Raw genomic sequence first — 23,631 nt, 5'->3', positions numbered from 1 at the left:
GGCTTCCACCGCTCACAAGTGCCGACAAAGGTATAAGAGCCCCTGCTTTACCGTCCCGGACGCCCCGTCTTGCCCTTGGTGCGGGGCTTGCGCTTGACGTCGCCGGCGTCCTCGTAAGAGCCGGCGCCGGGTTTGGCGCGGATCAGGGGGCGGGGGTCGTCGGATTTCCCCTCGCCAACGCTGCCCACAGGGGAAAGAGAGTCGGTCGAGCCCGCCGATGGCTTCGGCTTTTGCGGCAGTTCGCCGGGGACCGGCTTTTCCGTGCGGCCGACGGTCATCTCGTCCAGGGTGTTCTTTCGGAACAGCGGCCGGGCCATGTCGGTGCCGGGGCCCATGTCGTCGAGGCTCGGTTTGGCGAAGTAGGAGGCGCCGGCGTCCGAAGTCTCCTCCTTATGGCCGCCCTCCAGCGCTTTCGGCTGGCCTTTTCCATTTCCCCTCGCGCCTTCCAGCGCTTTCGCCTCCTGCCGGGCCATCGGATCGTCCATGGCGGCCAGTTCGACGGCTTTCAGACGCTTGATCTCGTCGCGCAGGCGGGCGGCGGCCTCGAAGTCGAGGTCGGCTGCGGCGTCGCGCATCTGCTTTTCCAGCGCGTTGAGATGGGCCTGGAGGTTGGCGCCCACCAGATGGCCGCCATCGGCGAAGCCCTTGCCGGCGACGCCGGAAATATCGGCGCGGACATGGTCCTTCTCGTAGACCGAGTCGAGAATATCGGAAATGTTGCGCTTGACCGATTCCGGCGTGATGCCGTGCTCGATGTTATAGGCGGTCTGCTTCTCGCGGCGGCGCGCGGTCTCGTCCATGGCGCGCTGCATCGAGCCGGTGATCTGGTCGGCGTAAAGGATGACCTTGCCGTCGACGTTTCTGGCGGCGCGGCCGATGGTCTGGATGAGCGAGGTCTCCGAGCGCAGAAAACCTTCCTTGTCGGCATCGAGGATGGCGACGAAGCCGCATTCGGGAATGTCGAGGCCCTCGCGCAGCAGGTTGATGCCGACCAGCACGTCGAAGGCGCCGAGCCGCAGATCGCGGATGATCTCGATGCGCTCCAGCGTGTCGATGTCGGAGTGCATGTAGCGGACGCGCACGCCCTGTTCGTGCAGGTATTCGGTGAGGTCCTCGGCCATGCGCTTGGTCAGCACGGTGACCAGCGTGCGGTAGCCCTTGAGGGCGGTTTCGCGGATTTCGCCGAGCACGTCGTCGACCTGGGACTTGGCCGGGCGGATCTCGACCGGCGGGTCGATCAGGCCGGTCGGGCGGATGACCTGTTCGGCGAAGACGCCACCGGCCTGTTCCATCTCCCATTTGGCCGGCGTGGCCGAGACGGCGATGGTCTGCGGGCGCATGGCGTCCCATTCCTCGAAGCGCAGCGGCCGGTTGTCCATGCACGACGGCAGGCGGAACCCGTATTCGGCCAGCGTCGCCTTGCGGCGGAAGTCGCCCCGGTACATGCCGCCGATCTGGGAGATGGAGACATGGCTCTCGTCGATGAACAGAAGGGCGTTGTCGGGGATGTATTCAAACAGCGTCGGCGGCGGCTCGCCGGGCTTGCGGCCGGTCAGATAGCGCGAATAGTTCTCGATGCCGGCGCAGGAGCCGGTCGCCTCCATCATCTCGACGTCGTAGCGGGTGCGCTGTTCGAGGCGCTGGGCTTCGAGCAGGCGGCCGGCCTTTTCCAGCTCGGCCAGGCGGATCTTCAACTCCTCCTTGATCGCCTTGATGGCGCCGTTCAGCGTCGGGCGCGGGGTGACGTAGTGGGAGTTGGCGTAGATCTTCACCGATTTGAGGTCGCCGGTCTTCTTGCCGGTCAGGGGATCGAATTCGGTGATGGCGTCGATCTCGTCGCCGAACATGGAGATGCGCCAGGCGGCATCCTCAAGGTGGGCGGGGAAGATCTCGATGGTGTCGCCGCGCACCCGGAACGAGCCGCGGACGAAATTGATGTCCTGGCGCTTGTACTGCTGGGCGACGAGGTCGGCGAGCAATTGCCGCTGGTCGAGCCGGTCGCCGACCGACATCTGGAAGGTCATGGCGGTATAGGTCTCGACCGAGCCGATACCGTAGATGCAGGAGACCGAGGCGATGATGATGCAGTCGTCGCGCTCGAGGATGGCGCGGGTGGCGGCGTGGCGCATGCGGTCGATCTGTTCGTTGATCGAGCTCTCCTTCTCGATGAAGGTATCCGAGCGCGGCACATAGGCTTCCGGCTGGTAATAGTCGTAATAGGAGACGAAATATTCCACCGCATTGTCGGGGAAGAAGCTCTTGAACTCGGAATAGAGCTGGGCGGCGAGCGTCTTGTTCGGAGCCAGGATGACCGCCGGGCGCTGGGTCGCCTCGATCACCTTGGCCATGGTGAAGGTCTTGCCCGAGCCGGTGACGCCGAGCAGAACCTGGGTGCGGTCGTCGTTCTCGAGCCCTTCGACGAGGTCCTTGATCGCGGTCGGCTGGTCGCCGGCGGGCTCGTAGTCTGAGACCATGCGGATGGCGATGCCGCCCTCGGATTTCTCCGGCCGGGCCGGGCGGTGCGGCGTCCAGATCTTGCCGTCCTTGAACAGCGGATTGCCGCTTTCGATCAGCGAGGACAAAGCCTCGACGGTGGCCGTGACGGCGCCGGGCGCGAGGCTCTGGGCGTCCTCCAGCGAGGTGTCCATGCCGGCGACCGGATTGAGACCGGCGGCGGCGCGGGTCTTCGGATCGGAGGAGGCGCCCATCGACGTGCCGCGCGACGAGCGGCCGGATGTGGGGCCGGCGGCCTTGCGGCTGGCGGCGGTCTTCTCCGCGGCGACCTTCTCGGACTGCCGGCGCGCCTCGATCTCGATCTTCTTGCGGTGCTTGCCGGCCTTGGAGGCGATCTCGCGCTGGGTCTCGACCGAGGCCGCCTCCGCCTCCGCCTCGAGCTGCTTCACCCAGTCGGCCACCGAACCGGAACCGGACAGCGGAGCGCCTTCAAACGATGCCTGGGGAGCCTCCTCGAAACCGGAGGGGGCGGATGGGTTTTTCGGTGTCTTGGCCATGGCGCGAATATGGAGAATCCCCCCGGCAAAGGGAAGGGGGCGCGACAAGAAACAGAGAACAAAAACGCAACGTGCGGGGATGATGTGCGGTGGCCGATTATGCCGGCGGTGACCGCAGGCTGCGGTGAGTTAGGCCACCGCCTTGCGTTCGCTGCTGGTTTCGCTGCGCCGGGTGATCCAGGCGGTGAGCGCTTCGACCGGCATGGGGCGGGCGAAGTGATAGCCCTGGGCGACGCGGCAGCCGAGCGCCTCGAGCACGGCGGCATCCTTTTCGGTCTCCACGCCCTCGACGACGATGTCCAGGCTGAGGGCGGAACCGAGGCCGACGAGGGCGGCGATCAGGTCCTGGTTGGCGCGCGAATCGGCCACGCCGATGGCGAAGCTGCGATCGATCTTCAGCCGGTCGATCTTCAGGCTGATCAAGTAGGCGAGAGAGGAGTGCCCCATGCCGAAGTCGTCGACGGCCAGCTTGTAGCCGGCGGTCTCCAGCAGCTTCAGCTGTTCGCCGGCCCCTTCGGTGTCGAGGATCGCCTCCTCGGTGATCTCGATCTCGAGGCGGGCGGGATTGATGCCGTATTCCGAACTGACCTCCTCAAGCATGTCGGCGACGGAATAGAGCGCGAATTCGCGCGGCGACACGTTGAGCGCCACGGTTACCTCCTCAAGGCCGAGCGCCGGAAGTTTGATCAGCAGCTTGCAGACGGCGCTGGCGATGTGGGCGGTCAAAGCCTCTGCGAGATGGAGTGACTGGGCCGCGGCGACGATCTCCGGCGGCGAAATAAAGCCGAGCTTTGGATGATACCATCTCACCAGGGCTTCGAAGCCGGCGATCGCACCGGTCGCAAGGTCGATCTGCGGCTGGAACCAGGTCTCGATGCCGTTGCTCCGGATCGCTGCCGCGAGATCCTGTTCGATCAGACGTTGACGGTCGGCCAGGGCCTTGAGGCCTGGGTTGAACTCGCGCATCTGCCGGCGACCTTTGCCCTTGGCGTCGTAGAGCGCCATATCGGCCGAGGCGAGCAGTTCTTCGGCGCTCGTGGCGTGGTCAGGGAAGGTGGCCAGTCCCATGCTGAGCGCGATCACCGATTGGCTGCCGCCGAAGGCAATGGGGGTAAGGCTTTCCTGCAGCAGGGACTCCGCGTGGTCGCGGCAGCGCCAGCGGGCGCTGGGGCCGGAGACAATGACGGCAAACTCATCTCCGCCGAGACGCGCGATCAGACCATCATCCCGCACGGTGGCTTTAAGACGCTCGCCGACCGCGCGCAGCAAGGCGTCGCCGGCACTGTGGCCGAGCGTGTCGTTGATCTGCTTGAAACGGTCGAGGTCAATCAGCAGCAGCGCCACCTCGCCGCCGGTTGTCTTGGCGAGCGCGATGTCGCCGAGCAGGCGGCCGTTGAAGTGCATACGGTTGGTGAGGCCCGTGATCGCATCGCGATTGGCGAGGATTTCGAGCCGGGCGTTCTTCTGCTGGATTTCTTCGTTGGCGATTTCGAGCGACTGGGCGAGGCCAGTCGCCTCAAGCTTGGCCATTTCATTGCTGACGAAGACCCGTTCGGCCTTAAGGTTGCTATGGACCATGACAGCCAGCAGGCCGAGAACATCGATCGCCATGATCGTCGCGGACGAGCCGCCGACGAAAGACAGCCATGCGATGATCGACAGCAGGATCGGCACGGCGAAAGCCATCGACAGAGGCGCAAAACCCATGCCTCGAATCATCGAGCCAGCGGAGATTCCGATCATGATCAAAACAACCGCCGCGTCCTTGCCAACAATGCCGAAGTCGGAGAGCCACAACGGCAAAGACGCCCAGACGATGCCAGACAGAAAGGCGCCGAAGGCCATGAGGCGAAGCGAATAGTCGGGCCGGGTTTCGACATAGTGGTATCGTTGCAGGCGGTAGACCGAAGTCGCCCGATATGCTGTTGCGCAGAAGGTCGCGAGTAGCCATCCAACCATGGCCTCAGAGAAACCTTCGCTTGCCATCACGACGAGAGCAGCGGAGATGGCGATCACGACATTGAAGAGCAGAGTGGAGCGCAGCCCACCGACGATATTGGCGGCCTGCGCACGCTTCGTCGCCGACAGGAACTTTGCGTTGGGGGCGACTGATTGCTGGCTCAAATGCAATATCCGATTGAAAATAGCTTTACTGGGAAACGAATGTGATCCCTAGCCTTCAGCCTTGCAGCACTTTGATAAAATTCGTTTAACGCGGCGAATGTGAGATAGGCTCTTGGCAAAGCCGCGTGCCCGAAGCGTACTTTCGGTTGCAAGGTGGGCAGGCGGCCGGGGCGCAGCAAGGGATTGGACGTGGCGAGGCGATTTCGGCAATGTCTATGCTCGGCCGCAGATTCGTGATCGGGCCGGCTCGACTGCCGGTGCCAACATGTCATCCAAGCCTTGCTGTCATTTCAAGGAACCTCCATGCCCACTTTCAGCCCCGCGGCCGTCTGGCCGATCATTCTGCTGTCTATGTCCAACGTCTTCATGACCTTCGCCTGGTACGGTCACCTGAAATTCAAAGGTGCGGCCATCTGGGTAGCCGTGCTGGTCAGTTGGGGGATCGCATTCTTCGAATATTGCCTGGCCGTGCCGGCCAACCGCATCGGCGCCCAGGTTTACTCGGCGGCGCAGCTCAAGACGATCCAGGAGGTCATCACGCTGCTGGTCTTCTCCGGGTTTTCGGTCTTCTGGCTCAAGGAGACGCTGACGATCAATCACGTCCTTGGCTTTGCGCTGATTGCCGCTGGCGCCGCGCTTATCTTCCGGGCTTGAAAGCGGGCGCGGCGCGATAGGTCCTGCTGCCAGCCTCAGGCAGCGGGGACCGGGGTCGGCTTGCCGTCCCGGTCAAGGGCGACCATGACGAAGCGGGCTTCGGTGACCTTCTCCATCGTATGGGTCAGATAACGTTGCGCCCAGACCTCGACCGCCAACGTCATCGAAGTGCGTCCGACCTTGGCTATGTCGGTATAGACGCAGAGCGTGTCACCGATCTTGACCGGCATGGCGAAGGCCATCTCCTGGACGGCAGCGGTGACCACGCGGCCACGAGCCCGCTCGGCGGCGCGAATGCCGCAAGCAAGGTCCATTTGCGCCATGACCCAGCCGCCAAAAATGTCGCCGGCAGCATTGGCGTCGCCCGGCATGGCGAGCGTTCTGAGGGTCAGTTCGCCGGTCGGTGTCGGCTTGTCGTTCATGTCGTATCTCGCTGTTTGGCTATGGCGGTCGACAACGAGAGGTCGACCGCAGGCGGAACAAGGGGGTGGCGTAAGGCTAGAAGACTCGCTGCCCGCTGACAATGGCGCCGGATCGCAGCGCGCCCATACGAGAATTAAGGTGACCTAAAATAGGGTATCGAATTTTATCGATTTCGTAATTTTTTGCGGGCAGGACTGATGATCACAATAAGGGGGGAGTGCACTTCCGTGAAAAATCTCAGCATCTCAATACGATTGTACCTGCTTGTCGCTCTGGCGCTCAGCATCCTTGTCGCGACGCTGACGTTCAGTCTTTTCCATTCGTATTACGCCCTCGCGGGCGAGCGGCGTGCCGGACTGGCCGCGATCGACCAGACCGCATTGGCTGTCTTCGCCAAGTACCACAAGATGGAACAGGACGGCGCGCTGACCCGCGAGGAGGCACAGGCCAAGGCGCTCGAAGTGGTCGGTGCCATGCGCTACGGCAAGGATGGCTATCTCTGGGTCAATGATATGCAGCCCGTCATGGTCATGCATCCGATCAAGCCGGAGCTGGTCGGCAAGGACCTGAGCGGCAACAAGGACCCGAATGGCAAGCACATCTTCATGGAATTTGTAAAGACGGTGAAGGAGAGCAAGGAGGGCTTCGTCGACTACTATTGGCCGAAGCCTGGCTTCGATGCGCCGGTTTTGAAGTTTTCCCACGTCGTCGGTTTCGAGCCTTGGGGCTGGATTGTCGGCACCGGCGTCTACGCAGACGACCTCGCCGCCATGTTCTACAGCAACGCCCTGTGGTTTGGCGCGATCATCGTCGCGAGTGTATTCGTGATCCTCGCTTGCGCCTACGCCGTGGTACGCAGCGTCGTCAGGCCGATCGGCCGTTTGAGAACCGCCATGGGCCAGATTGCCGAGGAACGGGTCGAGACCGATATTATCGATGCCGGCCGCAAGGATGAGATCGGCGGCATGGCCGACGCTCTGCTGGTGCTGCGCGATTCGGTGCGTGAACGCATCCAGATGCGTGGCCGGGAAACCGAGCAGCAGCTTCGCCTCGATGCCGAGCGGCAGAGCAACGAAACGGTGCTGCGCACGGCCTCCGAGCGTCAGAATTATGCCATCCACGAAATCGGCAACGCCCTTGAGGGGCTCGCCCAGGGCGACCTGACGGTCAACGTCGGCGATCTCGGCGCCGAGTATGACAAGCTGCGCCAGGACTTCAATGCGGCGGTCGCCGCACTGAGCGGCGTTGTCGCTTCCATCAGCCAGACCAGCAACGTGGTCAGCGATAGCGCCAGCGATATCAGCGAGGCGACCAACAACCTGTCGAAGCGCACCGAGCAGCAGGCGGCTGCTCTTGAGGAAACCGCAGCGGCACTCGACGAGATTACGGTTGCCGTCCGTACCGCCTCGGAACGCGCCGACGAGGCTCGCGACATGGTGTCCGAGACCAAGCGCAGCGCCAACCGTTCGGGTGAGATCGTCCGCACCGCCGTCGACGCCATGGGCCGGATCGAAAATTCGTCGAACCGGATCAGCCAGATCATCGGTGTAATCGACGAGATTGCCTTCCAGACCAACTTGCTCGCGCTGAACGCCGGGGTCGAGGCGGCACGGGCCGGCGAGGCGGGTCGAGGCTTCGCTGTCGTCGCCCAGGAGGTCCGCGAGCTTGCCCAGCGGTCCGCCAATGCGGCCAAGGAGATCAAGACACTGATCAGCGACTCCGCCACCGAAGTCGGCAACGGCGTTTCGCTGGTGCGCTCGACCGGTGAAGCCCTGATCGAGATCGAAAAACTGGTGAACCAGGTCAACGATCACGTCAACGGTATCGCCACGGCCTCGCGCGAACAGGCGACCGGCCTTCAGGAGATCAACACTTCGGTCAACCATATGGATCAGATGACCCAGCAGAACGCCGCCATGGTCGAGGAAACCTCCGCTGCGGGCCAGACCCTGGCCGAGGAAAGCCGCCAGCTGCGTGAACTGCTGTCGCGCCTGAAGATCGATGCACGCGCGATCGAAGCGGCCAGTCACCGTCACGCGGCATAGGCCGTACGTTGACTTGAAAGGACCAAGGCGCCGGTGGAGAGATCCGCCGGCGCTTTGCGTATATTGAACGTCGTCAGCGGCCGGAGCAGGCGCGGGCGAGCCTGGCCAGCGCCGTGCCGGAGCCCTTGAGGGTGAAGGTGCGGGCCTTGAAGGTCTTCTCGTCCGGTGTGAGGGTGATGGAGGCGCTGTGGCTCAGCATGTCGACCAGCGGTCCGGCAAAGGCGGCCGGCGCATAAAGTACGCCGTCCATGGCCTCGTAAGTCATGGCGACGTCGAGGCGCTGCCGTCCATCGGAGAAGACAATGCGGCCGTGCCATTCGGGATCGCCGTTCGGCGGGTCTCCAGCGCCGCCGTCGTCGAAGCGCAGGGCGTAGGCACCTTTCTCTCCACATTGCAGGTAAAGCATGGCCTGACGCTCTGCGCCGCTGGCCGGCGTGCAGATATGGGCGGTTAGCGCACGTCCGCCCTCAACCTCCCAGACTTCGGCCTTCCAGCCGAGGCAGTCCGAGGCAAATGCCGGCATTGGGGCCAGAAAAGCGAGGACCCCGACGATGGCGAAACTGCGGCAGCACATCACAAAGTCTCCGTTTGGCCTAGCGGCTCGATCGGACCGCATTCTAGGTCCGCCGCAGTGTTGCAAACAAGTGGAATTCAGGGTCGTCACCATCGTTCTCGCTTTGCCGAGGCGCAGCCATGGTTTGGATATGGCACCGAAGGCGCGGAGCTGCGGCGGATGGCCATGGTGCTGCGCCGGGCGGTAGATCGGCGGCCGGTGGCGCTAAACTGGACCTTAACCGCTCGCCATTACGCTTGATGTTGTGGACTGTTGCACAACCATGGCAGCGGGGAGTGGTTTCGGCATGGTGAATTCAACCCTCTTTCGACGGACACTGTCGGTCATGCTGCCGGCCGCTCTTCTGGTTTCCTGTATTGGCGAGGACATGGCGCCGCGGGCCAGAGTGGGTGCGTCCCCATCGGTGGCAAAGCCCGGCGCCCGGATCGAGGGGCGGGTTTCGGACAGACAGTTGCTCGGCCGGGTCGGTGAGCCGGTCGCCTATGCACCGCAACCGGCGCGGGCCAGTCGTGGTGCTGCGGCTATCGACTGGCTCGACACGCCGAACCTTGCGGGCGTGAATACAGCCGGCGCGGGCGCGGTTTTGCCAGACGCGCCGCAGGCGGTGGCTATCGCCGCGCCCGGCCCCGAGGCGCTCAGTCAGCCGGCTCCTCCGACAGCGCCGGAGCTGGCGCGAAACCCGATGCCGGCCACGCCACAGAGCGCTTATGTGATTCCGCCGGAAGGGATCAATATCGATGCCGAACTCGGCGTTGCTGCGCCCGCCGGCGCTGGCGTCGCGCCACAGATCATCGTGGAGCAGGGGGCAATGGCGATCGCCGAGGGGCAGACCAGTCAACCGGTCGTCGATGGCATTGGCACCGACAATCCGACGCCGCTTGTGACCACGCCGAGACAGTCAGCCGATCCCCTGCTTTAGCCGTCGCCGCAGTGACCGAGCAAAAGCCATAAGAAAAGCCGGCGCGAGGGCCGGCTTTTGACCATTTGGCGAGGGGGCGGGGGCGTCGCCGATGGTCGCAAAGTTATCTATCGAAAAGGACTGCCTCAAATCAGCGGACTGAAACGGGCAAGTCCGGCGAGCCTGCGACGGGTCAGAACCCCAGACGCGGGCCGTACCGCTTCACGGCTGGCCGTCCTTGCCAGTGTCGGACGATAGGCTAGAAGGATCACACAATGATGACAGGCGCGGGGGCATTCTGCCGGATCGCGTCGCCGGAGGATTTACCGTGATGCCACCCGTTTCAGAACTGATGATGTTTGCCGGTCTGCTGGTCGTGGCCGGCGGTGTGGCGGGGCTTTTGGCCGGGGTCTTCGGCATCGGCGGCGGCGCGGTGCTGGTGCCGGTCTTCTATCAGGTTTTCGGCCTGGCGGGGGTCGATGATGCGGTGCGTATGCATCTGGCGGTCGGCACGTCGCTCGCCATCATCGTTCCGACCTCGCTTCGGTCCTTTGCCGCCCACCGTCAGCGCGGCGCCGTCGACATGGATCTGCTGAAGGGCTGGGTCGTCGCCGTGCCGCTCGGCGCGATCCTGGCCGCGGTGATTGCCGCTGGGGCGTCGAGCGAGGCGTTGCGGCTGATCTTCGCGGTGATCACCCTGTTGCTGGCGTTGCGCATGATGTTCTTCAACTCGCGCTGGCACCTTGGATCCGAACTGCCGGGCGAGCCGGCGCGCTTTGCCGTCGGCACCGGCATCGGCCTCTTGTCTGGGCTGATGGGCATCGGCGGCGGCGTGCTCAACAATACCTTCATGTCGCTCTACCGACGGCCGATCCACCAGGCGGTGGCAACCTCGGCCGGCGTCGGCGTGCTGATCTCGCTGCCCGGCCTGTTCGGCTATGTGTGGGCGGGCTGGGGCGACAAGGGCTTGCCGCCGCTGTCGACCGGCTTCGTCAACTGGATCGCGGTGGCGCTGATCATTCCGATCACCCTGATCGTGGCGCCCTATGGGGCGAAGCTGGCGCATGCGATGAGCAAGCGACAGCTGGAGATTGGCTTCGGTCTGTTCCTGATCTTCGTATCTGGGCGCTTCTTCTACAGCCTTTACGGCTGAGTGCGAGCAGCGCCAAGGCCTGGTCAGGCGGCGATCCCGCTGCGACCGGCTGTCAGGGTGAGCTTGCGTTCGGCCCGCTCCTGCTGCGGTGAACGGTTGTAGATCTCCCGGTAGCACTTGGAGAAATGCGAGGCCGAGACGAAACCGCAGGCGACCGCCACCTCGACCACCGGCATGGATGACTGGACCAGTAGATGGCGGGCCCGATCGAGACGGATCTCCAGATAATAGCGGGCCGGCGAGCGCCCCATCTCCTGGCGGAACAATCGCTCGATCTGGCGCCGCGACAGGTCCGCGTCATCGGCGATCTCCAGCAGCGATAGCGGCTCGGCGAGATTGCTTTCCATCAGTTCGATGATCGACAGAACCTTGGAGTTCTGCACGCCGAGGCGGGCCCTGAGCGGCAGGCGCTGGCGATCGGTCGGACTACGTACACGGTCGGTCAGATGTTGCTCGCACACGCGGTTGACCAGTCCCTCGCCGAAATCCTGGCCGATCAGGTTGAGCATCATGTCGAGCGAGGCGGTGCCGCCGGCGCAGGTGTAGAGATTGCCGTCGACCTCGTAGAGGTCGGCATAGACTTCGGCCTGGGGGAAGGATTCGGAAAAGCCCGGCAGGTTCTCCCAGTGGATAGCGCAACGCTTGCCGTTCAGCAGGCCGGCCTGGGCCAGAATATGGGCGCCGGTACACAGACTGCCGACGGCAGTGCCCCGGTTATAGGTTTCGCGCAGCCAGGCATTGACCGACTTGTTGTGGAATTCCTCAACGTAAACGCCGGAACAGACGATCACCATGTTCGGCCGGTTTTCGCCGGAGAGATGGCGTCGCTCGTCGGCGAGCGAGGAGTTGACCTCAAGGCCGATGCCGCTCGACGAATAGACCTTCTGGCCGTCAACCGATGACAGCCGCCATTCATAGGCCTGATAGCCGAGCATGCGGTTGGCGATCCGCAACGTTTCGATCGCGCCTGCAAAGGGCAGGAGCGTGAAATGGGGGACGAGAAAGAAGACCAGAGAGCGTTTTCTGCCCGGTGCCTTGTTCATGTATGAAGCCCTGTGTTCCCGCGTTTTTCAGTATTCCTTGCGCGCAACGCGTCATCGGGGTGTTCCGAATGCGACGCGTTTATCCAAGAATACGGCAGAACGGCCTCAGGGGAGCCAAAATGCGACAAGCGTAGTGTACTTTTCTGTTTGCGACCCCGCCTGTCGCACCCTTGTTTGAGCCAATCTCGCTGGCGTTGAAACAACGGTGGAATTTCGTACGCGCGCCGGGAAGAATGAAAGACCGGCGCGTCCGGATTGCGACGCGGCCGATCGACCGTGTCGCAATCAAGGCTAACGCAGTGGCACCGAACGGTCCACGGCGGGCCAGCCAAGGTCCTTGCGCGCCTCGAAAGGCAGGGATTCCAGTGCTCGTGCGTTGGCCCGGCGCTCATGCCACAGGCGGATGCGGGCGAAAACTGCGACCAGGGGGCCGAAGGCGCGCGCCGCCTGCGGCAAGCGGCGGGTCGGTAGGGTCAGTCGGCTGTCATACGAAGCAAGTGTCATCGTCTTCATCCTTCTCAACGCTCATTCGGGCCGCATGCTTTTGCGCCGTCTCGCTTCATCACGCAAATGAATGTTTTCAATGAAATTCATCGAATTTTTTTATGTTTTTGGTCGTGCCGGCTTGGTCGAATATCGCTCCGGCGGCCAGCCGATATCGCGCTTCAGTTCGGGGGGCAGGTTCGCCAGTTCACTGCGGGCGTAGGCGCTTGCGCGAATGCCCCGCACCGACAAATGCCGGCTCCAGGCTTCGCGAACGAGGTTCAACAGGCTCCCAATCAACATCGTCAGTCCTCCTTGTTTGCTACCAGTGGTCGCAACATGGACCTGGATTGACATTCAATCAAACGCGATGATATTGTCGTTACGTTCAAATAAATTGAAGAGTGCGCTCCTATGACCATGACGATCCGACAGCCTTTGCCACTGCTGGATAACGACATCCTGCGCACCTTCGTGGCAATCGCCGAAGCGGGCAGTTTCACTACGGCGGCGGACCGGGTCTTTCGCACGCCGTCGGCGGTTTCAATGCAGATCAAGAAGCTGGAGGAGCAGCTTAACGCGACGCTTTTCCTGCGCGACGCGCGCTCGGTGACATTGACCGAGAGCGGCGAGACGCTTTTGCCCTACGCCCGGCGCATGCTGGCGCTGTCGAATGAAGCGGTGGGGCGGTTCCGCATGCCGGAGATGAAGGGTGTGGTGCGGCTCGGGGCGCCAGACGACATTGGCGAGCGCTTCATGCCGACGATCCTGCGTCGCTTCGCCGAAGTCTATCCGGCGATCATGGTCGATCTGACAGTCGATACCTCAAGCCAGTTGCGCCGACGGTTGCAGGAGCAGCGGCTTGACCTGACGCTGGTCAATACCGCGCCTGGCATGGTCAGCCATGACGGAGAGGTGATCCACACCGAGCAATTGGTCTGGGCGGGCGCGAAATGCGGCACGGCGCATCTGCGCGAGCCGTTGCCTGTCTCGATATGGGAGGATGGCTGCTGCTGGCGTGCCGACGCCTTGGGACGTCTTGACCGGGACAAGCGCGCCTATCGCATCGCCTATCTCTCCGCCCACACGATGGCGCAGCGCGCCGCCGTGATTGCCGACCTCGCCGTGGCGCCTTTGCCACGTAGCTATCTGACCGACGACATGACGGCGCTCGGCGCCAAGCAGGGCCTGCCGGATCTCGGATCGTTCGAGGTTCGTCTGCTGACCGGGGCGGAAACCAGCGATACAATTTGCGCCGTTGCCGACAGTGTGCGCTTCGCCTTTGCGGAGATGGTTGGAATCGCGGCCTGAGGACACTTCCGCGCCTTCTTCGTTGGTTGTGTGGGCCTTTTTGTTCCGCTGACATCGGTGGGTGCAGCAGCCCTGATCCATATCATGGCAGGTTTGCGAGCCCGGGCTTACCCTACTTCTTGCCGACCAAGAGGAGATTCCGATGAAGCCTTTGAGACGATCTGTTTTGGCATGTGCCTTGGCCCTGACCTTTGCGCTGCCGATGTGTTCGGGCGCCGCGCTGGCTGGTGCCAACGACCCGCTCTTCGTCAATCTGACGAGCGATGAGCCGCACCGTGCGACGATGGCGATCGGTTTCGGCGGCAATCAGCTGAAGCTTGGCCATCCGCTGGTCATCTTCCTGAATGACCGCGCGGTGGTAATCGCTTCCATGGCGAATTCCGACAAATTCGCTGCCCAGCAGGCATTGCTGGCGGATCTCGTGACAGCCGGAGCGTCGATCATCGTCTGCCCGATGTGCATGCAACACTATGGGATCAAGGAGGCCGACCTTCTGCCGGGCCTGACGGTCGGCAAGCCCGATCTGACGGGCGGAATGCTGTTTCGGGACAATACCAAGACGCTGAGCTGGTAAGTCCGGACCTGGAACCCCGAGGCATTGTCGCGCCCGGGGGATCAGTGCGCGCGGGGCGGATTCCAATCGGGCTCCGCTTCTGCTTATTGCCGGCCGGAATGACCACCTAGCCGCCATGCCTTTCATACAGCGCCTGGGCTTCGATAAGCACGTCGTCGAGCGGGCGGCCCTCGTCGTAGAGCGCGAGGTGTTCCGGTATGCTGACGCCGGACGGCACGTGCGGGCTGGTTTCGGGCTTGCCGATGACGGTGGTGACCGGGATCACACCTGCCCAGACCGGCAGCGCAAAGTCCTCCTCATCGTCGCCGACCTGGGCGGCGCGCAGCTTGACTGACGCCTCGGCGATCGGCATGCCGATCACCATGGTCGCTTTCACTTCCTGCGGCTGGTCGGGGCGCAATTGTGCCGTGCGGCCGGGATAGAAGCGTTCGACAACCCCTTTGAGCGCCTTTCGTTTTTCCTCCGGATCGTCCACCACGCGGGCCTTGCCGAAGCACATGACCGAGCGATAGTTGGCCGAGTGATGAAAGCCGGACCGGGCAAGCACCAGGCCATCAAGATGGGAAACCGTCAGGCAAACCGGTGTGCCGGCTTTCAGGTGACGCAACATGCGGCTTGCCGAAGAGCCGTGCCAGTAGAGCCAGTCACCTTCGCGCCAGTGCATCGTCGGAGTGCAGAAGGGTTGGCCGTCGATCACGTAGGCGACATGACAGAGAAGGGCGCTGTCGAGCACGGCGTGGACCGCCTCGCGATCATAGGCGCCGCGTTCATGCAGACGCTTCACGCGGTTGCGCGGGGTGACAGGATAGGACTTTTCCGGGGTTTCGACAGACATGCTTGCCTCCTTGGCTGATCTGATGCACAGCTAGGTCAATCGATTGGTTTGCATAAGGTCCAATCTGGTGAGGAAAATACGAACCAATATATCGGATTGGTCGGCGTCGGTTCCGATTCTGCCGAAGGCCGGTCCGAGGCGGCTGGCGCTCTATGGCGAGTTGCGCCGGCTGATCGAGGCAGGGTCCCTGCCTGCGGGCTCCAAGCTGCCGACGACGCGTGATCTCGCCGCTCGCTTCGGCCTGTCGCGTGGTGCTGCGGTTGCTGCCTACGAGATGCTGGTGGCCGACGGCTTTGCCGAGGCGCGGGTCGGGTCGGGGACCTTTGTCGCGGCGGTCGTTCCGGCGCTTGCCCGCCTGGATGCGCCCGCGCAGGGTAGGGCGCTCGAGGAGGCCGGGCCGCTGCCGGGCGCGCTTGGCTGTTCGGCAGCCGACGCGCGCACCATCCAGGTGTTCCGCACCTTGCTCAACCGCCATCTGATGCAGCCGTCGCCGCGACACTTTCACTATGCCGCGCCAGCCGGTTCCGCTGAACTGCGGGAAGAGGTTGCCGCCTACCTCAGGGCGGCGCGCGGGGTGAATTGCTGCGCCGATCAGGTGGTGCTGACCTCGGGCACGCAACAGGCGCTTGATCTCGTTATCCGTACTGTGCTTGCGCCCGGCGATCCGGTGTGGATCGAGGATCCGTGTTATCCGATGGCGCGCGTCGCATTTTCCGCCGCCGGCATGCGGTTGATCGGCGTGCCGGTCGACGCCGAGGGGATCGACCCGGAAAAGGGCATGGCGCGGGCGCCGGCGGCCCGCACCGTCTATGTCTCTCCGTCGCACCAGTTTCCGCTCGGCGTGACGCTCTCGATGCGCCGGCGGCTTGCCCTGATCGACTGGGCCAAGCACAATGATGCCTTTATCATCGAAGACGACTACGACAGTGAATACCGCTTCGCCGGGCCGCCACTCTCGTCGATGCAAGGCATCGATGCCGAGGGCAGGGTGATCTATGTCGGCACGTTTTCCAAGGTGCTGATGCCGGGCTTGCGGATCGGCTACCTGGTGCTGCCAGGCGCGCTTTGCGAACCCTTGCTCGACGTGCGCAAACGCACCGACCGCTTTCCTTCGACGCTGGCCGAGGGTGCACTTGCCGAATTCCTGCGCGAGGGTCATTTCGCCGCCCATGTGAAGCGGGCGAGGCGCCGGGTCAGGCAGGCACGCGACAGTCTGGTCGAGGCACTCGATGGCTCCGGGCTCGATGTGACCACGCCGGAACAGGGGCTGCATCTGGTGGCGGGTCTGCCGGATGGGTGTGATGACGTGGATGTCGCAACGGCGGCGGCACGGAGCGGCTTTGGTGCTCGGGCCTTGTCGCCCATGTATGTCGACGCCGCCCCGCGTTCCGGGCTGGTGATCGGCTTTTCCGGTTTTCCTGCCGATGTGCTGGGTGAGGCTGTGCGGCGGTGGGTTAGGACTTTTCGCTGATCATGACTGCCTGTGGCAGGATGATTTTTTCATTGCAAAATCGGTTCGGCACAATAAATTGTATTTTTGATGCGCACGCACTCTAAAGTGGAGTTTTGATGCGAAAATGGATGAGAAACTACTTGCGCTTCTGGGTAGCGATCGACTGGCAAGCCGACAGATCGACGAACTGGTCGGAATTGCGCGCGGTCTGATCGCCGATGATAATCTCAATCATGCAGAAATCGAGTTTCTTCAGGCGTGGCTCGCGGCGAACCTATCAATCAGCAATCATCCGGTAATCAACAAGCTCTATCAACGAGTGAATGCCATCCTGGCGGACGGCATTATCGAGCACGACGAGGCTCTTGAGCTTCTCTGCACATTGCGTCAGTTCGCCGGTAGCAAGTTCGAACTTGGTGAGGTGCTGACGTCGACCGATCTGCCGCTTTGCGATCCACCGCCACCTCTTAGCTTTGCTGGCACTCGCTATTGTTTCACTGGCACCTTCGCGTTTGGACAACGAAAACACTGTGAACAGGCGGTTATGGAGCGTGGCGCGCAAGCCGGCGCATTGACGCAGAAGACGAATTTTCTCGTTATCGGTGCCTATGCGACAGAATCGTGGAAGCACTCGTCTTTCGGCAATAAAATCATCCAAGCGTGTGAATGGCGCGAGCGGGGCTTACCGATCAGTGTCGTGACAGAACAGCATTGGGTTGCTCATCTATAGGAGAACGCAATGAAATTTGGCGTTCGTAAGCCGAGTCTGAAGAAGAGTATTGCCGCACGGACATCACTGAAGCGTGTGGTTCGGCACAATATGGGACTAAAGGCGCCGAGAGGATGGGGCTGGCTGACCAATCCCAAACGCGCCGCCTACAACCGAGTCTACAGTCGTTCGACGGTCAGTTTGTGGTCTATCCTGAGAAAGCTCCTGTCGCGGTAGGTCCTCCGTCCATCGGTGCTATGCGCCTTACTCTCGGCCTCTGCGCCGTCTGCGGCCGCCGGGCGCGCCGCCGTCACCATCGGCGAGCACCTTGCGTTCAGGGAGCGTTACGACACTTGCGAGCTTCGGGAAGGGGTCGACCTTGTTCGGCAGCGCCATGGCATCGATGAAGAGTTGCTGAAAATGCGGTTCGAGCGCGGTTTCGATCTTCTCGATGCGCTTGACGGTCTCCTCGATCTCCCGGCGATAGTCGCGGTTCAGCAACGCCATGAGGGCGCCGGTGCCGGCGGCATTGCCGACGGCCTTGACCTCCGACAGGTCGCAATCCGGAATGAGGCCCAGCACCATGGCGTATTTCGGATCAATGAAGGAACCGAAGGCTCCGGCGAAACGGATGGTGTCGACGGTCTCGACTCCGAGCTTTTCCATCAGCAGCTTGATGCCGGCATAAAGCGCGGCCTTGGCAAGCTGGATGGCGCGCACGTCGTTCTGCGTCACCGTGATCCTCTGGGCGCCGTCATGCAGCAGATAGGAGAAGGTTCGGCCGTTTGGCAGGATACGCGGGTTGCGCGCGGCCATGGCGCCATCGACCACACCGTCGGCGGAAATGACGCCTGACAGGAACATTTCGGCGACGACCTCGATGATCGCCGAGCCGCAAATGCCGGTGATGCCGGTCCTTTCGGCCTCCTCGGCAAAGCCGTCTTCATCCGACCATTGCTCGACGCCGATCACCTTGAAGCGTGGCTCCAGCGTCACCGGATCAATCCGCACCCGCTCAATGGCGCCGGGGGCGGCGCGCTGGCCGCAGGAGATTTCGGCGCCCTCGAAGGCCGGACCGGTGGGCGAGGAGGCGGCAACCGTGCGCTGACGGTTACCGAGCACGATCTCGGCATTGGTGCCGACATCGACCAGCAGCATTATCTTGTCCTGCCGGTGGGGGCCTTCCGCAAGGGTGGCGCCGGCCGCATCGGCGCCGACATGGCCGGCGATGCACGGCAGGACATAGACGCGGGCGCCATGGTTGATGGCCAGATCGATCTCGCGTGACCAGGTGTGCACGGCCCCGGAGACGGCGAGCGCAAAGGGTGCCTGGCCAAGCTCGGTGGGATCGATGCCGAGGAAGAGGTGGTGCATGATCGGATTGGCGACGAAGACCGCGTCGAGAATGTCGTCAGGATTGACGCCCGCTTCGGCGCAGACCTTGACCGTCAGCTCGTTGATCGCCTGACGCACGGCCCTGGTCATGGCTTCGCGTCCATCCGGGTTCATCATGACGTAGGACACGCGGCTCATCAGATCCTCACCGAAGCGGATCTGCGGATTGGAGGTGCCGGACGAGCCAATCACGCGGCCGGACAGGAGAGAGACCAAATGCATGGCGATCGTCGTCGACCCGATGTCGCAGGCGATGCCATAGGCCTCATTGTGCAGGCCGGGCCACAGCGCGATCAGGTTGGGTCGGGAAGTCTCCAGATCGCGGTGGATGGCGGCGGTCACACCCCAGTTGCCCTTGCGCAGGATCTTCTGCACATCCGGCAAGAGATGCTGCGCGACCAGAAGGTCCTTCCAGCCCCAGTCCTTCTCCAGCATGAGGTTGAGACGGTCGAGATCGCCCAGCGGCTTGTGCATGTCGGGTTCGTCCACCTCGACATAGCAGAGCTGGATGGCCGGGTTGCGGTCGATCAATATGTCGGTCGCGGCCTTGCGGATGACTTGGGCGTTGACGACGGTGTCCTGCGGCACGTCGATGACGAGATCGCCGAGGATCTGCGCCGAGCAGGAGAGGCGGCGCCCTTCCGGGATGGTTCGCACCTCGGCGTAGCGCTTCTCCTTGGCGCCGACCGGAGAAATGTGGTCGTTGGACGAGACGATCTTGTGCTTGGCGAAATGGCCCTCCTGGACCTCGATCTGGCAGCGGCCGCAGGTGGCGCGGCCACCACAGACGCTCTCGACATAGACGCCGAGGCTGCGCGCCGCGTCGAGCACCGTGGTGCCGACCGGGAAACGGCCGCGCTTGCCCGAGGGCATGAAGAGGACGAGGGGATCGCTCTGGTCATTTGAAGTCATGGGTTCGCCGCCACTAGCTTTGCGTAAAGGATGGCAGTCGTAAGGACCGCGATGAAGAGAATGGCTGTTGCCCAGGTCCAGATGAGACCACCCGCTGAACTTGCTTTCGGGTGAGCTTCGCGCGCGTGCCGTAGATAAGCCCGGCCAGAGTTGCGATCACGACGGCGATGACAAAAGGAGCGATGAATGACCTCAAAACGGCATCAAAACGCACAAACTCACCGTTGCCGGGGAAGATGACATATTTGAGCGCAACCGTAGCGGCAATGACGGGCAGGACTTTGTATTTCCAATTCTTCAGCACGCTATATCCTTTGGGCCGTTGATCCGAGCCGAGCTCATTCCGTCGGTGCGCCACCACCCACACGCGCCGCGCGGCCGCCGCGGCGGCCGCCGCCGGTCGAGGAGGAGGCTGGCGCGGGCGCGACCGCAGCGCCGCCTTCGGCCGGCTTGTAGTCGCGGTAGGTCTTGATCCAGTTGTAGCAATTCTCGTCCGTGCCGTTCAAAACATTGGCGGCGCGCACGGCTTCCATTTCCTGCGGTCGGCAGGGGTTCATGATCGCCGAGGTCATGCCGGCGCCGATCACCATGGGGATGAAGCCGGCATTGATGCCATGGCGATGCGGCAGGCCAAACGAGATGTTGGACAGGCCGCAGGTGGTGTTGACCTTCAATTCCTCGCGCAGACGGCGGATCAACGCGAAGACCTGCAAGCCGGCCGAGCCGATTGCGCCGATCGGCATGACCAGCGGGTCGACGACGATGTCATGCGGCTTGATGCCGTAGTCCATGGCGCGCTCGACGATCTTCTTGGCAACGGCGAAGCGGACGTCTGGATCTTGCGAAATGCCACTCTCGTCGTTTGAGATGGCGACCACCGGCACATCGTATTTCTTGCAGAGCGGCAGGATGGCCTCGAGCTTCTCGTCCTCGCCGGTCACGGAATTCACCAGCGGACGGCCCTTGGCGACCTTCAACGCGGCCTCGATGGCGGCGGAGACGGAACTGTCGATCGACAGCGGCACGTCAACCAGCCCCTGGACGATTTCCATGGTCCTGACCAGCAGCGCCGGCTCCGTCTCGTTCGGATTGACCGAGGTCACGCCGGCGTTGACGTCGAGCATGGTGGCGCCGGCGGCCACCTGTTCCAGCGCGTCCTTGATCACCGTGTCGAAATTGCCTTCGATCATCTCGGCGGCGAGCTTCTTGCGGCCGGTCGGATTGATCCGCTCGCCGATGACGCAGAACGGCTGGTCGAAGCCGATGATGATTTCGCGGGTGGCGGATGCGACGATGGTGCGGGTCATTCTGGTCCTCCGGTCGGGCGCGTCGACAAGGTCTGGCGGGCCTCAATTTGGGTTGCAAGCGCGCGGGGCCGAGGCGCCGCGCTGCCAATCAATGCGCGTTTTTCGGCTGGCTCCGGGCGGCGAGCCCGGCCATTTGCTGTTGGTCCTCGACCTTCTCCTCACGGATCCGCTCGAGGCGCTCGGCGACCAGCGCGTCGTTGGGGCTTGCCTCCCGTTTCCACGGTTTGCGGCCCTTGAGCACACCGGACTCATGGACGATCTCGGCGACATATTCCTCTTGGCGATAGGCCATGACGTGCATACCGGATACCCCCTCAATCTCCTTGACCTCGTTGATGATATCGATGCAGAGCTGCTTGCCTTCCCGTTTCTGGTCCTGCGCGCCTTCGAGGCGCTTGATCACGCTGTCGGGAATGTGGATGCCCGGTACGTTGGAGCGGATCCAGCGGGCGGTCTTGGCCGAGGCGAGCGGCCCGACGCCGACCAGGATGAAACATTGCTCGTGCAGGCCCATATCGCGGACTTTCTTCATGTATTCGCGAAACATCGGCACGTCGAAGCAATACTGGCTCTGGACGAACTGGGCGCCGGCCTGGATCTTCTTGGCCAGCCGATAGGGGCGGAAGTCGTAAGGCGGGGCGAACGGATTGATCGCCGCGCCGAGGAAGACCTGCGGCGGGGTCGAGAGCTTGCGGCCGGAGAGGAATTTCGCCTCGTCGCGCATGGTGCGCACCGTTTCCAGCAGCGACATGCAATCGAGGTCGAAGACCGGTTTGGCGCCCGGCTGGTCGCCGGCCTGAACGCCGTCGCCGGTCAGGCACATGATGTTCTGCACACCCATGGCCGAGGCGCCGAGAACGTCGCCCTGGATTGCGATCCGGTTCTTGTCACGGCAGGCGATCTGCATGATCGGCGCATAGCCCATGCGGGTCAGCAGCGCGCAGATGCCGACCGATGACATATGGCAATTGGCGCCGGAGGCATCGACCGCATTGATCCCGTCGACCCAGCCGTCGAATACCGCTGCGCGCTTGTAGACATCCTGCGGATCGGCGCTATCAGGCGGATTGAGCTCGGCGGTGACGGCGAATTCGCCGCGCCGCAGAACCCGCTCCAGCCGGCCGCGCGAGGAATGGCCGGGCAAAGGGTCGAGCGGCGCGCCGGGATCGTGCGGATTGATGTCTGGGCTCATGGCTTGGTTTCCGGAGCGGGCGTTTCACGGGTGGCCGCGGCCTCTGCCGTGACGCGCAGCCAGGAAGAGGTCTCGCGCAGCGACTGATTCACCGGTTTCTGCACGGTGAGGATCGCATCGCCGTGTGCCATATTGCGCGATCCGGCCCAGGCCTGGACCCAGACACAGGGCATGTCGGGCTCGACCTCGCAATGACCGTTGGCCCGCACGCCGCCGCACGGACCGTTGCGCAGCTGTTTGGGGCAGTTCATCGGACAGGACATGCCAGTCGACGACAGCACGCACTGGCCGCACATGCGACAGTCGAACAGCAAGCCTTTAACGTTGCGTTCGACGAAAGTGATCGGTCGCTCAACGCGGGCGTAACCGATTTTCTTCCACAGCGGATGGAAGACGAGAAAGGCGTTGGCGAAGCGGGCGTAGACCCATTCCAGCAAACGCGAATGCCGGACCGACCAGAGACGGATCGTATAGGAGCGCCGGGCGCGGCGATTGGGCGAAACGCCGGCCGGGGTGTAGGCGCCGGTCTTTGCCTTGCTGGCCGGCGCGGCATTGCCGGGCGCGGGCTTGCCGGGCGCGGGCTTGCCGTCAACCATTGTCGCGTCCCTCCGTATGGACGAGGGCGACGAGGCGGGCCTTGTCGTAGGACGCCTCCAGTTCCGCCGTCGCCTTGTCGGCCTCGGCCTCGAGGTCATCGCCGACCGGAAGCGGATCGCCCTTGCGCCAGGCGGCGAGATAGTCATCGGTCCCAGCCGCGCCGCTGCGCATGGCGGCCATGTCGATCGCCTCGGTGAAGCGCAGCGAAAGTTCGCGTTTGGCCGATTTGCGACCCTGCTTGACGATCACCTGGGCGGGTATGTCTCGCCAGTAGACGATGATCCTGTCGGCCATGTCCTCTCACTCTCCCTTTTCAGTCACAATGCCACGGAAAATTCGCCGGACTGCGCTTCCGACGACGTCGCATAGAGCGAAAAGCGACGTGGCAATAATTTACCGGATCTTCCGCTGAAAACCGTTGGAAAGCCAGTGCCGCAGCGCTGGCGGGTGGAGCAGGGCCGAAGCGTTGTCGGCAGCGGGCGGGCCGACTGTCTAGGGTATGCTCAATCGCTTGCGGCGCGATGCCGATTTCGGCCAGATCATGGGAAGGGGCCTCTTCCCGATCAGAACACGAGAAGGACGAGCGCGCCGGTTGTGCAAACGGCGAGGGTGGAGACGGCGGAGGAGCTCCCGCCGGTCTCCGCCGAGCGCGCTCGGCTCCTGTCGAAAGCCGGCGGCGACGGCTCCGCTCCATCCGTCATCAGATCCGCCTTATCTTCTCCAGGTTCTCCTGTGCGGCAGATTGTTCCGCTGCATTAGGCAAGCGAGCCGGCAAGGAGGGCGAAAGGCTATGTTCGTCGGCACTTTTACAACCGGTGGCCGCATCCTGCCACAGAAATAGCTAAAATGGAGTATAGGATTATATTCCTTCTATGCTGAAAGGCGCTTCGGAGGAGAGGAAAGAGGCTCCGGCAGAAATGGCCGGCGCGGACACAAGG

The 23,631-nt window shown here is 63.1% G+C and carries 22 protein-coding genes; 8 read left to right on the top strand and 14 right to left on the bottom strand.

Annotated features, from left to right (window positions below; genetic code table 11):
- Window positions 1-47: 47 nt before the first annotated feature.
- Both uvrB and RNA01_RS01730 read right to left on the bottom strand, forming a co-directional pair.
- The gene (gene uvrB, locus RNA01_RS01735; RefSeq protein WP_147178210.1) at window positions 48-3,011 is read right to left on the bottom strand and encodes an excinuclease ABC subunit UvrB; all 2,964 of its coding nucleotides are present in this window, start codon (window positions 3,009-3,011) and stop codon (window positions 48-50) included.
- A 129-nt stretch (window positions 3,012-3,140) separates the two neighbouring features.
- On the bottom strand, window positions 3,141-5,135 hold the full coding sequence (locus RNA01_RS01730) for a putative bifunctional diguanylate cyclase/phosphodiesterase (protein WP_235916352.1): 1,995 nt from the start codon (window positions 5,133-5,135) through the stop codon (window positions 3,141-3,143).
- Between the two features lie 303 nt (window positions 5,136-5,438).
- Between RNA01_RS01730 and RNA01_RS01725 the strand changes: the two genes are divergently transcribed.
- Window positions 5,439-5,789 carry a DMT family protein gene (locus RNA01_RS01725; RefSeq protein ID WP_147178209.1) on the top strand — a complete coding sequence of 117 codons (351 nt, stop codon included), beginning with the start codon at window positions 5,439-5,441 and terminating at the stop codon, window positions 5,787-5,789.
- Window positions 5,790-5,824: 35 nt separating this feature from the next.
- On the opposite strand, the gene RNA01_RS01720 is transcribed toward RNA01_RS01725, so the two are convergent.
- On the bottom strand, window positions 5,825-6,211 hold the full coding sequence (locus RNA01_RS01720; protein WP_147178208.1) for an acyl-CoA thioesterase: 387 nt from the start codon (window positions 6,209-6,211) through the stop codon (window positions 5,825-5,827).
- A 228-nt stretch (window positions 6,212-6,439) separates the two neighbouring features.
- Between RNA01_RS01720 and RNA01_RS01715 the strand changes: the two genes are divergently transcribed.
- Window positions 6,440-8,257: a methyl-accepting chemotaxis protein gene (locus RNA01_RS01715; protein ID WP_147178207.1), complete on the top strand. Its 1,818-nt coding sequence runs from the start codon at window positions 6,440-6,442 to the stop codon at window positions 8,255-8,257.
- A 73-nt stretch (window positions 8,258-8,330) separates the two neighbouring features.
- On the opposite strand, the gene RNA01_RS01710 is transcribed toward RNA01_RS01715, so the two are convergent.
- Entirely contained in the window at window positions 8,331-8,831 is a 501-nt protein-coding gene (locus RNA01_RS01710) for a hypothetical protein (RefSeq protein ID WP_147178206.1), read from the bottom strand.
- 286 nt (window positions 8,832-9,117) lie between these two features.
- Between RNA01_RS01710 and RNA01_RS01705 the strand changes: the two genes are divergently transcribed.
- Together RNA01_RS01705 and RNA01_RS01700 are read left to right on the top strand one after the other, a co-directional pair.
- The gene (locus RNA01_RS01705) at window positions 9,118-9,750 is read left to right on the top strand and encodes a hypothetical protein (RefSeq protein WP_147178205.1); all 633 of its coding nucleotides are present in this window, start codon (window positions 9,118-9,120) and stop codon (window positions 9,748-9,750) included.
- A 310-nt stretch (window positions 9,751-10,060) separates the two neighbouring features.
- The gene (locus tag RNA01_RS01700; RefSeq protein ID WP_147178204.1) at window positions 10,061-10,882 is read left to right on the top strand and encodes a sulfite exporter TauE/SafE family protein; all 822 of its coding nucleotides are present in this window, start codon (window positions 10,061-10,063) and stop codon (window positions 10,880-10,882) included.
- Window positions 10,883-10,905: 23 nt separating this feature from the next.
- Here the strand turns inward: RNA01_RS01700 and RNA01_RS01695 are convergent, their stop codons facing one another.
- The 3 genes from RNA01_RS01695 to RNA01_RS01685 all read right to left on the bottom strand — a co-directional run bounded on the left by RNA01_RS01695 (window position 10,906) and on the right by RNA01_RS01685 (window position 12,711).
- Window positions 10,906-11,925 (bottom strand): GlxA family transcriptional regulator, encoded by a 1,020-nt coding sequence (locus tag RNA01_RS01695; RefSeq protein WP_147178203.1) that lies wholly within the window; start codon window positions 11,923-11,925, stop codon window positions 10,906-10,908.
- Window positions 11,926-12,216: 291 nt separating this feature from the next.
- Window positions 12,217-12,429, bottom strand: a complete 213-nt coding sequence (locus tag RNA01_RS01690) for a hypothetical protein (protein WP_147178202.1) — start codon at window positions 12,427-12,429, stop codon at window positions 12,217-12,219.
- Between the two features lie 99 nt (window positions 12,430-12,528).
- Entirely contained in the window at window positions 12,529-12,711 is a 183-nt protein-coding gene (locus RNA01_RS01685; protein WP_147178201.1) for a hypothetical protein, read from the bottom strand.
- Between the two features lie 111 nt (window positions 12,712-12,822).
- Between RNA01_RS01685 and RNA01_RS01680 the strand changes: the two genes are divergently transcribed.
- Both RNA01_RS01680 and RNA01_RS01675 read left to right on the top strand, forming a co-directional pair.
- On the top strand, window positions 12,823-13,719 hold the full coding sequence (locus RNA01_RS01680) for a LysR family transcriptional regulator (protein ID WP_147178200.1): 897 nt from the start codon (window positions 12,823-12,825) through the stop codon (window positions 13,717-13,719).
- A gap of 142 nt (window positions 13,720-13,861) precedes the next feature.
- A complete protein-coding gene (locus tag RNA01_RS01675; protein ID WP_147178199.1) occupies window positions 13,862-14,293 on the top strand; it encodes a DsrE family protein in 432 nt (143 codons plus the stop codon).
- Between the two features lie 106 nt (window positions 14,294-14,399).
- Here RNA01_RS01675 and RNA01_RS01670 read toward each other — a convergent pair whose 3' ends face one another.
- Window positions 14,400-15,128, bottom strand: coding sequence for a pyridoxamine 5'-phosphate oxidase family protein (locus tag RNA01_RS01670; protein WP_147178198.1), 729 nt, complete (start codon window positions 15,126-15,128; stop codon window positions 14,400-14,402).
- Between the two features lie 67 nt (window positions 15,129-15,195).
- Between RNA01_RS01670 and pdxR the strand changes: the two genes are divergently transcribed.
- Window positions 15,196-16,599, top strand: a complete 1,404-nt coding sequence (gene pdxR / locus RNA01_RS01665; RefSeq protein ID WP_147178197.1) for a MocR-like pyridoxine biosynthesis transcription factor PdxR — start codon at window positions 15,196-15,198, stop codon at window positions 16,597-16,599.
- 106 nt (window positions 16,600-16,705) lie between these two features.
- The gene (locus tag RNA01_RS01660) at window positions 16,706-17,311 is read left to right on the top strand and encodes a BRCT domain-containing protein (protein ID WP_147178196.1); all 606 of its coding nucleotides are present in this window, start codon (window positions 16,706-16,708) and stop codon (window positions 17,309-17,311) included.
- 243 nt (window positions 17,312-17,554) lie between these two features.
- On the opposite strand, the gene RNA01_RS01650 is transcribed toward RNA01_RS01660, so the two are convergent.
- From RNA01_RS01650 to RNA01_RS01625, 6 genes are all read right to left on the bottom strand, one after another.
- A complete protein-coding gene (locus RNA01_RS01650; protein ID WP_147178194.1) occupies window positions 17,555-19,597 on the bottom strand; it encodes an ASKHA domain-containing protein in 2,043 nt (680 codons plus the stop codon).
- Between the two features lie 13 nt (window positions 19,598-19,610).
- The gene (locus tag RNA01_RS01645) at window positions 19,611-19,901 is read right to left on the bottom strand and encodes a hypothetical protein (protein ID WP_147178193.1); all 291 of its coding nucleotides are present in this window, start codon (window positions 19,899-19,901) and stop codon (window positions 19,611-19,613) included.
- A 34-nt stretch (window positions 19,902-19,935) separates the two neighbouring features.
- Window positions 19,936-20,904 (bottom strand): methyltetrahydrofolate cobalamin methyltransferase, encoded by a 969-nt coding sequence (locus RNA01_RS01640; RefSeq protein WP_147178192.1) that lies wholly within the window; start codon window positions 20,902-20,904, stop codon window positions 19,936-19,938.
- Window positions 20,905-20,992: 88 nt separating this feature from the next.
- A complete protein-coding gene (locus RNA01_RS01635) occupies window positions 20,993-22,096 on the bottom strand; it encodes a methylenetetrahydrofolate reductase (RefSeq protein ID WP_147178191.1) in 1,104 nt (367 codons plus the stop codon).
- Window positions 22,093-22,692 carry a methylenetetrahydrofolate reductase C-terminal domain-containing protein gene (locus RNA01_RS01630; RefSeq protein ID WP_147178190.1) on the bottom strand — a complete coding sequence of 200 codons (600 nt, stop codon included), beginning with the start codon at window positions 22,690-22,692 and terminating at the stop codon, window positions 22,093-22,095. The genes RNA01_RS01635 and RNA01_RS01630 overlap by 4 nt, the downstream gene beginning before the upstream one ends.
- A complete protein-coding gene (locus RNA01_RS01625; protein WP_147178189.1) occupies window positions 22,685-22,987 on the bottom strand; it encodes a virulence factor in 303 nt (100 codons plus the stop codon). Before RNA01_RS01625 ends, RNA01_RS01630 begins: the two co-directional genes overlap by 8 nt.
- Window positions 22,988-23,631: the final 644 nt, after the last annotated feature.

Source organism: Paenirhizobium naphthalenivorans, assembly GCF_007992095.1.
In the GTDB taxonomy this organism is placed as follows: Bacteria; Pseudomonadota; Alphaproteobacteria; order Rhizobiales; family Rhizobiaceae; genus Allorhizobium; species Allorhizobium naphthalenivorans.
This window is presented reverse-complemented; position numbering and strand designations above follow the sequence as displayed.

Coding starts and splice junctions, on each gene's coding strand:
- RNA01_RS01720 (WP_147178208.1), bottom strand. CDS start 6,211: ATGAACGACAAGCCGACACCGACCGGCGAACTGACCCTCAGAACGCTC.
- RNA01_RS01710 (WP_147178206.1), bottom strand. CDS start 8,831: ATGTGCTGCCGCAGTTTCGCCATCGTCGGGGTCCTCGCTTTTCTGGCC.
- RNA01_RS01625 (WP_147178189.1), bottom strand. CDS start 22,987: ATGGCCGACAGGATCATCGTCTACTGGCGAGACATACCCGCCCAGGTG.
- RNA01_RS01685 (WP_147178201.1), bottom strand. CDS start 12,711: ATGTTGATTGGGAGCCTGTTGAACCTCGTTCGCGAAGCCTGGAGCCGG.
- RNA01_RS01725 (WP_147178209.1), top strand. CDS start 5,439: ATGCCCACTTTCAGCCCCGCGGCCGTCTGGCCGATCATTCTGCTGTCT.
- RNA01_RS01695 (WP_147178203.1), bottom strand. CDS start 11,925: ATGAACAAGGCACCGGGCAGAAAACGCTCTCTGGTCTTCTTTCTCGTC.
- RNA01_RS01630 (WP_147178190.1), bottom strand. CDS start 22,692: ATGGTTGACGGCAAGCCCGCGCCCGGCAAGCCCGCGCCCGGCAATGCC.
- RNA01_RS01700 (WP_147178204.1), top strand. CDS start 10,061: ATGCCACCCGTTTCAGAACTGATGATGTTTGCCGGTCTGCTGGTCGTG.
- RNA01_RS01670 (WP_147178198.1), bottom strand. CDS start 15,128: ATGTCTGTCGAAACCCCGGAAAAGTCCTATCCTGTCACCCCGCGCAAC.
- RNA01_RS01705 (WP_147178205.1), top strand. CDS start 9,118: ATGGTGAATTCAACCCTCTTTCGACGGACACTGTCGGTCATGCTGCCG.
- RNA01_RS01680 (WP_147178200.1), top strand. CDS start 12,823: ATGACCATGACGATCCGACAGCCTTTGCCACTGCTGGATAACGACATC.
- RNA01_RS01635 (WP_147178191.1), bottom strand. CDS start 22,096: ATGAGCCCAGACATCAATCCGCACGATCCCGGCGCGCCGCTCGACCCT.
- RNA01_RS01675 (WP_147178199.1), top strand. CDS start 13,862: ATGAAGCCTTTGAGACGATCTGTTTTGGCATGTGCCTTGGCCCTGACC.
- RNA01_RS01660 (WP_147178196.1), top strand. CDS start 16,706: ATGGATGAGAAACTACTTGCGCTTCTGGGTAGCGATCGACTGGCAAGC.
- RNA01_RS01640 (WP_147178192.1), bottom strand. CDS start 20,904: ATGACCCGCACCATCGTCGCATCCGCCACCCGCGAAATCATCATCGGC.
- RNA01_RS01690 (WP_147178202.1), bottom strand. CDS start 12,429: ATGACACTTGCTTCGTATGACAGCCGACTGACCCTACCGACCCGCCGC.
- RNA01_RS01650 (WP_147178194.1), bottom strand. CDS start 19,597: ATGACTTCAAATGACCAGAGCGATCCCCTCGTCCTCTTCATGCCCTCG.
- uvrB (WP_147178210.1), bottom strand. CDS start 3,011: ATGGCCAAGACACCGAAAAACCCATCCGCCCCCTCCGGTTTCGAGGAG.